9 protein-coding genes are annotated in these 10,872 nt (G+C 61.6%); 7 read left to right on the forward strand and 2 right to left on the reverse strand.

What is annotated here, in order from left to right; genetic code table 11:
- Nucleotides 1–4 precede the first annotated feature (4 nt).
- The 7 genes from ACN0SD_RS09295 (at nucleotide 5) to recN (ending at nucleotide 9,030) form a co-directional block, all read left to right on the forward strand.
- Nucleotides 5–919 (forward strand): D-alanine--D-alanine ligase, encoded by a 915-nt coding sequence (locus tag ACN0SD_RS09295; protein ID WP_417807961.1) that lies wholly within the window; start codon nucleotides 5–7, stop codon nucleotides 917–919.
- A complete protein-coding gene (locus ACN0SD_RS09300) occupies nucleotides 919–1,860 on the forward strand; it encodes a cell division protein FtsQ/DivIB (protein WP_417807962.1) in 942 nt (313 codons plus the stop codon). Before ACN0SD_RS09295 ends, ACN0SD_RS09300 begins: the two co-directional genes overlap by 1 nt.
- Nucleotides 1,857–3,182, forward strand: coding sequence for a cell division protein FtsA (gene ftsA, locus ACN0SD_RS09305; RefSeq protein WP_417807963.1), 1,326 nt, complete (start codon nucleotides 1,857–1,859; stop codon nucleotides 3,180–3,182). The genes ACN0SD_RS09300 and ftsA overlap by 4 nt, the downstream gene beginning before the upstream one ends.
- A gap of 267 nt (nucleotides 3,183–3,449) precedes the next feature.
- Complete coding sequence (ftsZ, locus tag ACN0SD_RS09310; RefSeq protein WP_417807964.1) at nucleotides 3,450–5,177, forward strand: cell division protein FtsZ; 1,728 nt, start codon at nucleotides 3,450–3,452, stop codon at nucleotides 5,175–5,177.
- Between the two features lie 231 nt (nucleotides 5,178–5,408).
- Entirely contained in the window at nucleotides 5,409–6,329 is a 921-nt protein-coding gene (gene lpxC / locus ACN0SD_RS09315; RefSeq protein ID WP_417807965.1) for a UDP-3-O-acyl-N-acetylglucosamine deacetylase, read from the forward strand.
- A gap of 181 nt (nucleotides 6,330–6,510) precedes the next feature.
- On the forward strand, nucleotides 6,511–7,359 hold the full coding sequence (locus ACN0SD_RS09320; protein ID WP_417807966.1) for an outer membrane protein assembly factor BamD: 849 nt from the start codon (nucleotides 6,511–6,513) through the stop codon (nucleotides 7,357–7,359).
- Between the two features lie 21 nt (nucleotides 7,360–7,380).
- Nucleotides 7,381–9,030 (forward strand): DNA repair protein RecN, encoded by a 1,650-nt coding sequence (gene recN, locus ACN0SD_RS09325; protein ID WP_417807967.1) that lies wholly within the window; start codon nucleotides 7,381–7,383, stop codon nucleotides 9,028–9,030.
- Between the two features lie 13 nt (nucleotides 9,031–9,043).
- Here the strand turns inward: recN and ACN0SD_RS09330 are convergent, their stop codons facing one another.
- Together ACN0SD_RS09330 and ACN0SD_RS09335 are read right to left on the reverse strand one after the other, a co-directional pair.
- Nucleotides 9,044–9,439, reverse strand: a complete 396-nt coding sequence (locus ACN0SD_RS09330; protein WP_417807968.1) for a YybH family protein — start codon at nucleotides 9,437–9,439, stop codon at nucleotides 9,044–9,046.
- A complete protein-coding gene (locus ACN0SD_RS09335; protein ID WP_417807969.1) occupies nucleotides 9,436–10,812 on the reverse strand; it encodes an FAD-binding oxidoreductase in 1,377 nt (458 codons plus the stop codon). Before ACN0SD_RS09335 ends, ACN0SD_RS09330 begins: the two co-directional genes overlap by 4 nt.
- Between the last annotated feature and the right edge of the window lie 60 nt (nucleotides 10,813–10,872).

The following is a 10,872-nucleotide window of genomic DNA, read 5'->3' on the forward strand; positions in this document are numbered from 1 at the left end:
GGGTATGTCGAGCAGGGCATCCCAACGTGTGGCGGTACTGATGGGCGGCCCTTCTGCTGAGCGGGAGGTCTCTTTGTCTTCTGGGCGCGAATGCGTCAAGGCACTGCGCACGGCGGGATTTGAAGCAATCGAAATTGACGCGGGTGCGGACCTCGTTGAACGTCTTTTGGACGTGAAACCAGACTGCGTTTTCAACGCTTTGCATGGGCGTTGGGGCGAAGATGGCTGCGTTCAGGGCATTCTTGAATGGTTGCGCATCCCCTATACCCATTCCGGCGTTCTGGCCTCGGCGCTGGCGATGGACAAGGCGCGCACCAAGCAGATTTATGCGCAGGCCGGGTTGCCGATCGTGCCCTCGGTGATTGCCGCGAAAGTCGATGTGATGGCGCGCCATGTGATGCCCGCGCCTTATGTCGTCAAGCCCAATAACGAGGGCTCGTCGGTCGGCGTCTATCTGGTGATGGACGAGGCCAACGCGCCGCCGCAACTGTCTGACGAAATGCCCGCTCAGGTGATGGTCGAAGCCTATGTTCAAGGGCGTGAGCTGACCGTGTCGGTGATGGGCGATCGCGCGCTGTGTGTGACTGAGATCATCACCGAGGGCTGGTATGATTACGCCGCGAAATACCAAGTGGGTGGGTCGCGCCATGTGTGCCCCGCCGATCTGCCCGACGACATCACCGAGGCCTGCCTCGATTACGCCAAGCGCGCCCATGACGTGCTGGGCTGTCGCGGCATGTCGCGCACCGATTATCGCTGGGATGATACGCGCGGCTTGCAAGGTCTGGTGCTGCTGGAAACCAACACCCAGCCGGGCATGACGCCGACGTCGCTGTCGCCCGAACAGGCCGCCAGTTGCGGCGTCGATTTCTCCGCGCTTTGTGCGTGGCTGGTGGAGGACGCCTCATGCGATCGTTGATGCGTAATCCGGTTTATGTGGCGGCTGATCATCGTGGCGGCGTTCCCGCCCGTGTCTATCAACGCGGTCGCCGCCCGGGCACCCGCGATCCGGCCCCCTCGCGGCTGTCGTTTCGGCTGCAACGCCTGTGGCTGACCCCGGCTGTTCGCGCGCTGACGCGTATCGGTCTGCCGGTGTTTGTCGTCGTTTTGGGGCTTGGCATTTGGCTTGGCGATCAGGGGCGGCGCGCCGATCTGATCTCGCGCGTGCAGGATGTGCGCGAAAAGATCGAACATCGCCCGGAATTCATGGTGTCGCTGCTGAAAATCGAGGGCGCGGGCCCTGAAGTGTCGCGCGCGATCCGCGCGATGCTGCCCACGCAGCTGCCCGCCTCCAGCTTTGATCTTGATCTTGATGCCTATCGCGACACGATTGCGCGTTTGGATGCGGTGGCCGATGTGAGCCTTGTGATCCGCCCTGGTGGTGTGCTTGAGGCCGATGTAACGCAGCGCGTGCCTGCAATTTTGTGGCGCAAGCCGCAAGGGATCGAGATGCTCGATACGACCGGGCATCGCGTCGCCACGCTGCTCACGCGTGAGGCCCGTCCCGGCCTGCCGCTGATCGTGGGGCAGGGCGCAGATAAGGCGGTGCCCGAAGCACTGCGTTTGATCGCAGATGCGGGGCCGATCCTGCCGCGTCTGCGCGGGCTGGAACGAATGGGTGAACGGCGCTGGGACATGGTTCTGGATCACGATCAGCGCATCATGTTGCCCGAGATCGATCCGCAGGCCGCGCTGGATCGCATCCTTGCGCTCAATACCGCCGAGGATTTGCTCGCACGCGATTTCACCGTGATTGATTTTCGTAACAAAGACCGCCCGACGATCCGCCTGAGCGAACCTGCGCTTAGCGCGTTCCGGCAGGTGCAATCCGACAGTCTCAAAGTAAGGGCCAGCCAATGACCGATTTGTACGAGTCCCAGCGCGCGATGCGCAATATGCGCAAGGCGGCGATGCAGCGCGGGGTGATCGCGTTGCTTGATATCGGCACCTCGAAGATTGCCTGTCTGGTGCTGCGCTTTGACAATCCCGGCGGCACCGAAGGCGAGGGTTCTCTTGCCGGACATGCGGCCGCGCGTGTGATTGGCGCGGCCACAACGCGTTCACGCGGCGTGCGCTTTGGCGAGATTGACGCGATGGCGGAAACCGAGCGTGCCATTCGCACCGCCGTTCAGGCCGCGCAAAAGATGGCCAACACCCGCGTCGATCATGTGATTGCCTGTTTCTCGGGCGCGCGGCCGCGCTCTTACGGGATTGAGGGCGCGATTGATCTGCAAGGTGAGACGGTATCAGAGACCGATGTCGGGCGCGTTCTGGCGGCCTGTGATATGCCCCCTATCGGGCATGGCCGCGAGGTGTTGCACGCCCAACCGGTGAACTTTGCGCTCGATCATCGCACGGGGCTGGGTGATCCGCGCGGTCATGCCGGATCGCGTCTGGCGGTCGATATGCATCTGCTGACGGTCGAAGATACCGCGATCCAGAACCTGATTTACTGCATCCGGCGCTGTGATCTGGAGCTCGCCGGTATTGCTAGCTCGGCCTATGTGTCGGGCATTTCCAGCCTTGTCGAGGACGAGCAGGAGCTGGGCGCGGCCTGTGTCGATATGGGCGGCGGCGCGACGGGCGTGTCGATTTTTATGAAAAAGCACATGATCTATGGCGACGCGGTGCGGCTGGGGGGCGATCATGTCACCCGCGATATCGCCGCCGGGCTGCAAGTGCCGATGGCGGTGGCCGAGCGGATCAAGACCTTCCATGGCGGCGTGCATGCAACGGGCATAGATGATCGCGAGATGATCGAGTTGGGCGGAGAGTCTGGCGATTGGGAAAAGGATCGCCGTCAGATCAGTCGCGCCGAGTTGATTGGCATCATGCGCCCGCGTGTCGAGGAAATCCTTGAAGATGTGCGCGCGATTTTGGACGCCGCTGGATTTGAACATTTGCCGAGCCAGCAGATCGTGTTGACCGGCGGGGCGAGCCAGATCCCGGGTCTTGACGGGTTGGCGGCGCGGATTTTAGGCCAGAATGTGCGTCTGGGTCGCCCGATGCGGGTGCAAGGTTTGCCTCAGGCTGCAACGGGATCGGGTTTTTCTTCGGTGGTGGGCTTGGCGCTGTTTGCGGCCCATCCCCAAGATGAATGGTGGGATTTCGAATTGCCCCCCGAAACGATGGGCGGGCGCTCTATCCGTCGGGCAATCCGTTGGTTCCGCGATAATTGGTGAAATGTTGAAAAAGTGATGGTTTGGGAAAAGCGCGCGCGTGCATCATTTACCTGATGTTACGCAGGGGCAGCAGAGTGTCTGCTAAAACCCACTATATTCAGCGCAATACGCGAAATACCGCTTGTCACGCAAAAGAGAACTCCAGATTTTGTGTCTTGGGGTAAGTTTTTGCGTGACGTTTAGGTGATTCATAGCTAAATTCAGTCTAATTTCTATTCATTACGGTCTGGGACAGGGCCGGGCAGCAGCAACAGGCGGATAAACCACATGACGTTGAATCTCATGATGTCAGAGCATCAGGACCTCAAGCCTCGGATCACTGTTTTCGGTGTTGGCGGCGCAGGCGGCAACGCGGTCAATAATATGATCGAACAGAAGTTGGAGGGCGTTGAGTTCGTGGTCGCGAATACCGACGCACAAGCGCTTCAGCAGTCGAAGTCAGAGGCCCGCGTGCAGATGGGCGTGAAGGCAACTGAAGGTTTGGGTGCCGGCGCGCGGCCCTCGGTCGGTGCCGCTGCTGCTGAAGAAAGCATCGAGGCGATCGTCGATCACCTCGCGGGCGCGCATATGTGCTTTATCACTGCCGGTATGGGCGGTGGCACGGGCACCGGCGCTGCGCCGATCATCGCGCAAGCTGCGCGCGAATTGGGTGTGCTGACCGTGGGCGTCGTGACCAAGCCGTTCCAGTTTGAGGGCGCCAAGCGGATGCGTCAGGCCGAAGAAGGTCTGGAAGCGCTGCAAAAGGTCGTCGATACGCTGATCATCATTCCCAACCAGAACCTGTTCCGTCTGGCGAATGAAAAGACCACCTTTACCGAAGCCTTCGCACTGGCTGATGACGTTCTGTATCAGGGCGTCAAGGGCGTGACCGACCTGATGGTGCGTCCCGGCCTGATCAACCTTGATTTTGCCGACGTGCGCGCCGTGATGGACGAGATGGGCAAAGCCATGATGGGCACGGGCGAGGCCGATGGCGATGATCGCGCTGTTCAGGCTGCTGAGAAGGCCATCGCCAACCCGCTGCTCGACGAGATTTCGCTCGCCGGCGCGAAAGGCGTGCTGATCAACATCACTGGCGGCTACGATTTGACCCTGTTTGAACTGGACGAGGCTGCAAACCGGATCCGCGAAGAGGTCGATCCGGAAGCCAATATCATCGTCGGCTCGACGTTGGACCCGGATATGGCAGGCTCGATGCGCGTCTCGGTCGTGGCCACCGGTATTGATGCGGTTGTTGCCACCACGGACATCCCGGTGCCGCGCCGTTCGATGGCTGAGCCGCTGAAACCGGCGGCAGAAGCGGTCGAAGCTGCGACCCATCACACCGAAGACTACGCGCCCCAGCACGTTTACGAGCCCGCGCCTCAGCCGCAAGTGCAGCAAGCTGCTGCGGCACTTTCGGTGACCTCGGCACAGCCCGTTTCGCGCCCCGCGCCGCAACCGGCACCGCAGGCGCATCAGCCCGCGTCGCAGCCTCAGCAGGCCCATGAGCGCACGCTGTTTGATGCTCCCGCTGCGCGTGCTTCGGCCCCCCAACAGGCCACTGACGATCTGCCGCCCCCGGCCTATAGCGCGCCGCGTGAACCGCAGCCCGATCTCTATGTCGAGGATGAAGCTCAGGGTTATGTCGCCCCGCGTCCGCGCCAGCCCGGCACGCCGTCCCCCGAGGCGCTGCGCCGTCTTGAAGCGGCTGTTGGCAAAGCGCCCGCAGGACAGCGCCCGATGGCGGCAACGCGTCCCGCGCACGCCCAAGAGGCCCCCCAACCGCAGGCCGAAAAGCCGCGCTTTGGGATCAACTCGCTGATCAACCGGATGACCGGCCACAGCGGTGAGGGTCAGGGCGCGCATCCCCAGCACGCCCAGCCGCAGGCCGCGCCGCGCGCACAAGCGCCGGTGCAACAGCAACAACCCCGCGCTGAGGTCTATGACGACGAGCAAACCGACGAGCAGGATCGCGTTGAGATCCCCGCCTTCCTGCGCCGTCAGGCAAACTAAGAAAAAACGTTATCACAAAACTGTAATGGGGGCCGGAGTTTTCCGGCCCTTTTTCTATGGAAATCAATTCGTTATGCCGCGTTAGGCGGTGTTTTGCCCGACGCGTGCGCCATTGTTTCACTCCGTTACAAAGAGTGAGTTGAGATGCGTTGACCATCTGACTAACTGAGATTGCGGTACAGAGAGTTGAGATTCCGTTACCGCCAAAGATAAAAGTCGTGAGGTCACACCGTGCAAACCACTCTTGCCAGAACCGTAAGCTTTTCGGGCGTTGGGCTCCATTCCGGGGCACCAGTAGAGATGCGTGTGCATCCCGCGCCTGCGGGCAATGGCATTGTGTTTCGCCGCACCGATGTAACCGGTGTTAACCCGCGTATCGCGGCGCTGTGGAGCAATGTTCCAGCCGCACAGCTTTGCACGAAAATCGAAAATGCCGATGGCGTTCAGGTGTCCACCATTGAACATGTGATGGCCGCGCTGGTCGGGTCGGGTGTGCATAATGCGCTGGTCGAAATTGACGGTCCCGAAGTTCCAATCCTTGATGGGTCTTCTGCGCCTTTCGTCGCGGCGTTCTGCGAGGCCGGCCTGCGCCAGTTGAACGGCGCGATGCGCGCGATCCGCGTTCTCAAGCATATCGAAGTGCGCGAAGGCGCTGCCGTGGCACGCTTGGACCCTGCGGCTGCGCTTGAAATCGACTTTCACATTGATTTTAGCGATGCCGCGATTGGCGTTCAGCATAAGACGTTGAAAATGTCGAATGGCGCGTTCGTGCGCGAGCTGATGGATAGCCGCACTTTCTGCCGTCGCTCTGATGTCGAAATGATGCAGTCCAATGGGCTGGCACTTGGCGGCACTTATGAAAACGCAGTCGTGATCGAGGGCGATCAAGTGCTCAGCCCCGGTGGTCTGCGTCACAGCGATGAGGCAGTGCGTCACAAGATGCTGGACGCACTTGGTGATCTTGCGCTGGCTGGCGCGCCGATTCTGGGGCGTTACACCGGGACGCGCTCGGGCCATGCGTTGACGAACAAATTGTTGCGCGCCTTGTTTGCCGATCCCAGTGCTTGGGCTTGGGAAGAGTGTTCGGACGCGCAGTCCTACGCTTTGCCCGGTGCGGGTGTTTGTCCTGCAAAAGCGCTTGTTTCGGCCTAATTTACGCAGCTCCGAGTGAACAGGTTTGTCACGTTACGCAAGCTTGGGCAAAAAGGCATCAAAGGCATTTTGCGCCCCGGATTTTTCTGTGCTAGGACAACCCAAACCCCCCGCGCGAAGCGGGTGTCAGGATACGGGTCCGGGGCCTTTCCCCCGGTAGTTAAGAGGATTGGGGCAGGGCATGGGGCGCGGCAAAACAGCGGCAGCGAAACTCGGGGCTCTTGGTCTTGTGACCGTTTTGGCCGCGTGCGGTGCAAATCAAAAGGATATGCCCAATCTGGAAAACTTTACCGCGCAACAAATTTACGAGCGTGGCGAATATGAACTAGAGGTCGGCAATCCGCGCCGTCCCGCCGATGCGCTGAAATATTTCTCCGAGGTCGAGCGGCTTTATCCCTATTCGCAATGGGCCAAGCGCGCACTGATCATGGAGGCTTACGCCCAACACCGCGCCAAGAAATACGAAGAGGCGCGGGCCTCGGCGCAACGTTTCCTTGATACCTATCCGGGCGATGAAGATGCGGCCTATGCGCAATATCTTCTGGCGCTGTCTTATTACGACCAGATCGACGAGGTGGGTCGCGATCAGGGTTTGACCTATCAGGCGTTGCAGGCGCTGCGTGATGTGATCGAGAAATATCCCGATAGCGAATACGCCCAATCTGCGATTCTGAAATTTGATCTTGCCTTCGACCATCTGGCCGGAAAAGAGATGGAGATCGGGCGCTATTACCTGAAACGTGGCAATTACACCGCCGCGATCAACCGGTTCCGCGTTGTGGTCGAGCAGTTCCAGACCACCGCGCACACGCCCGAGGCGCTAGAACGTCTGGTCGAGGCCTATCTTGCCCTTGGTATCAACGACCAAGCGCAGACTGCGGGCGCGATTCTGGGTCACAACTTCCAATCCTCGCCTTTCTACCAAGACGCTTTTGATCTGTTGGCGAAAAAGGGCCTCAAGCCCGAAGCCAAGGGCAACGGCTGGTTGGCAAAGGTTTATCGGCAGGTGATCAAAGGCGAATGGCTCTGATCTCATGCGGGACTGGCTGACATGCTGCGTTCGCTGGATATCCACAACATCTTGATTATAGACCGGCTCGAACTCAGTTTCGGGGCCGGTCTTAACGTGCTTACGGGAGAAACCGGGGCGGGCAAGTCGATTTTGCTCGACTGTCTGGGCTTTGTGCTGGGCTGGCGGGGGCGGGCCGAGTTGGTGCGTCAGGGGGCCGATCAGGGCGAGGTGACGGCGGTGTTCGAACTGCCGCCCGAACATCCTGTGCGCGAGATCTTGGCTGAGGCCGGTTTGCCCTGCGAGGATGAGTTAATCTTGCGCCGCGTCAATGCGCGCGATGGCCGCAAGACTGCCTGGGTCAATGACCGGCGGGCCAGTGGCGAAGTGTTGCGCCAGATTTCGGCCTCGCTGGTGGAATTGCACGGGCAGCAGGATGACGGCGGCTTGCTTAATGAGCGCGGCCATCGCGCGCTGCTCGATCTGTTCGCCGATCACCCCAAACGTCTTGCCGCGACCCGCGCGGCGTGGAAAGCGCGCTCATCCGCGCAGCGCAAGCTGGACGCCGCGCGCGCCGACCTAGAGGCAGTGCGCCTTGAGGAAGATTTCCTGCGCCATGCCGTCAAGGAACTGGATGCGCTTGATCCCCAGCCCGGCGAAGAGGCCGCGTTGGATACTCAGCGGCGATTGATGCAAGGCGCGGCCAAAATTCGTGAGGATGTGGCTAAGGCCGCGCAGGCTTTGGGCCCCGAGGGAGCAGAGGGCGCGATGCGCGATGCCGACCGCTGGCTGCAAGGGGCGGCGGCGCGCGCTGAGGGGCGTCTGGATGGGCCGCTTGAAACGCTGGAGCGCGCGTTGCTGGAACTGGGCGATGCGTTGCAGGGCGTCGAGGGCGCGCTGGATGCGCTTGATTTTGATCCCCGCGCGCTGGAAGCTTGCGAAGAGCGCTTGTTCGAAATTCGCGCTCAGGCGCGCAAGCATGGTGTTTTGGCTGATGAGCTGGGCGAGTTCGCCACTGGTTTGCGCGACAAGCTGGCCGCTTTGGATGCAGGCGCTGAGGGGATCGAGGAGCTGGAGGTCGAACTTGCGCGCGCAGGTGCCGAATTTGAACGTGCTTCAGCCGATCTGACCAAGGCGCGCGTGGCAGCAGCGACCCGTTTGGATCAGGCAATGGCGGGCGAATTGGCGCCGCTTAAAATGGAGCGCGCGCTGTTTGAAACCCATATCACGCCGGGCGATCCCGGCCCGGACGGGCGCGATTGGGTGGCCTTTACGGTCGCCACAAACCCCGGCGCGCCTGCGGGTCCGCTCAACAAGATCGCCTCGGGTGGAGAGCTGTCGCGATTCTTGCTCGCGCTCAAGGTGGTGCTGTCGCGTGGGGCCGATGCGCTGGTATTGATTTTCGACGAGATTGATCGTGGCGTTGGCGGGGCGACTGCAGATGCGGTGGGTCGCCGGCTTGCGAAACTGGCCGAGGGCGCGCAGGTGCTGGTCGTGACCCATTCGCCGCAAGTCGCCGCGCGCGGGGCGACGCATTTCCGCGTTGCGAAATCGGTGAGCGATGGGATGACCACCTCGCAGGTGATCGCGCTGCCAGAGTCAGAGCGCATCGACGAGATTGCCCGCATGATCGCGGGGGCGGAAGTCACCGATGCGGCGCGCGCGGCCGCAAAATCGCTACTCGCCGGGTAACTTCGCGCGTTTTTCAGGCGGCGGGTTCCACCACGAACTGCGCCGAGACGATCTCCCAGCCAGCATCCGAGCGCTCCATCGTCGCGGCGAAAACCGCACCAACGCGCCCCGCATCCGAGCCATCTGGATGCAAAATCCCTGATAGCACAAAGCGTTGCAGCATCACGCAGGCCTGCTCGCCGACCGGGCGCAGTTTTATCCGCCCGGTCACAAGACGCGCGCGCGCGAATGCCCCGCTGAGTTCGCCCGCAAGCAGCTCGGTGATCTCTTCACGCCCGGTCGCCGCGCCGCCCGTGAGCGACAGAAAATCGGCGTCTTCGGCGAAATAGCCTGCCAAGCTAACGGCATCGCGGGCGCCCCATGCGCGCGCGAAAGCACGCGGGAAATCTTCTGGCGTCTCAAAGCTCATGTTTTTTGCTCCACCAGTTTGCCGGGGTTGAGAATGTTTAGCGGATCAAGCGCTGCTTTGAGCGTGCCCATTACATCCCAGCCCGCCCCGTGCTCGTCGCGCATATAGCCGATTTTGCCCATGCCGATGCCATGCTCGCCCGTCACAGTGCCGCCCATTTCCAGCGCGCGCTTGGCCATCTTGCCCGCCACGTCCTTGGCGCGTTTGAACTCATCCTTGTCATTGGGATCAAGCAGCATGACTGAATGGAAATTGCCATCGCCGACATGCCCCACCATTGGCCCGATCAGCCCCGCCGCCGCGATTTCACCCGCCATTTCGGCCACTGCCTCGGCGAGGCGCGAGATCGGCACGCAAATATCGGTCACCAGCCCCATGCAGCCGGGGCGATGCGCGATCGAGGCGGGATAAGCGCCGTGCCGCATCCGCCAAAGCTTGTTGCGATCCTCGGTCGTGGTGGCCCATTCGAAATCGGCCCCGCCCATATCAGCCACGACCTCGCCAAAGCGTTCGGATGCCTCGGCTACCGCTGCGTCCGAGCCGTGAAACTCGATCATCAGATGCGGCTTGGCGGGGAAGCTCGTGCCATTCGCCTTGTTGAAAATCTCGGCCGTCAGCGCGTCGACAAATTCGATCCGCGCCATCGGGATGCCCATCTGGATCGTAAGTTGCACGGTCTCGACCGCCGCCTCTAGCGTATCGAAAGCACAGACCGCCGACGAGATCGCCTCGGGCTGACCATGCAGGCGCAAAGTCAGTTCCGTGATGATCCCAAGCGTGCCCTCAGACCCCACCATCAGCGCGGTCAGATCATAGCCAGCGGCTGACTTCTTAGCGCGCGATCCCGTGCGAATGATGCGCCCATCGGCCAGCACGACTTCAAGTGCCGCCACATTGTCGCGCATTGACCCATAGCGCACGGTCGTCGTTCCGCTTGCGCGCGTCGCGGCCATCCCGCCAAGCGAGGCATTCGCGCCCGGATCGACGGGAAAGAACAAGCCCGTCGCGCGCAGGTCATCATTAAGCGCCACGCGCGTCACGCCGGGCTGCACGCGCACCTGCATATCCTCGGCCAGCACCTCAAGCACGCGGTTCATCCGGCTCATGTCCAGACTGATCCCGCCACGCAACGGCACCGCGTGCCCCTCTAGCGAGGTGCCCGTGCCCCAAGGCGTGATCGCCACGCCATGCGCGGCGCAGATTTTCACCAGTTCCGAGACCTCTTGCGTGGTTTCGGGATAGGCGACCGCATCGGGCGGGCTAAAGGGAAACCAGGTTTCATTGCGCCCATGCTGATCGCGATCCCCCGCCGCGCGGCTCAGCCGGTCGCCCAACAGCGATTCGAGCGCGCTTAATGCCTCGTTGATAGCCATCGCGGACCTCCTTCGTGCAGTTTGCCTAGGTCTTAGGCGTCTGCGGCTGCACAGGAAAGG

It is taken from the genome of Thioclava sp. (assembly GCF_048263065.1).
Lineage (GTDB): Bacteria > Pseudomonadota > Alphaproteobacteria > Rhodobacterales > Rhodobacteraceae > Thioclava.

Bases quoted from the DNA above. Each gene is read 5' to 3' on its own strand.
- ftsZ (WP_417807964.1), top strand. From the start codon at position 3,450: ATGACGTTGAATCTCATGATGTCAGAGCATCAGGACCTCAAGCCTCGG.
- ACN0SD_RS09300 (WP_417807962.1), top strand. From the start codon at position 919: ATGCGTAATCCGGTTTATGTGGCGGCTGATCATCGTGGCGGCGTTCCC.
- ACN0SD_RS09320 (WP_417807966.1), top strand. From the start codon at position 6,511: ATGGGGCGCGGCAAAACAGCGGCAGCGAAACTCGGGGCTCTTGGTCTT.
- ACN0SD_RS09330 (WP_417807968.1), bottom strand. From the start codon at position 9,439: ATGAGCTTTGAGACGCCAGAAGATTTCCCGCGTGCTTTCGCGCGCGCA.
- ACN0SD_RS09335 (WP_417807969.1), bottom strand. From the start codon at position 10,812: ATGGCTATCAACGAGGCATTAAGCGCGCTCGAATCGCTGTTGGGCGAC.
- recN (WP_417807967.1), top strand. From the start codon at position 7,381: ATGCTGCGTTCGCTGGATATCCACAACATCTTGATTATAGACCGGCTC.
- ftsA (WP_417807963.1), top strand. From the start codon at position 1,857: ATGACCGATTTGTACGAGTCCCAGCGCGCGATGCGCAATATGCGCAAG.
- ACN0SD_RS09295 (WP_417807961.1), top strand. From the start codon at position 5: ATGTCGAGCAGGGCATCCCAACGTGTGGCGGTACTGATGGGCGGCCCT.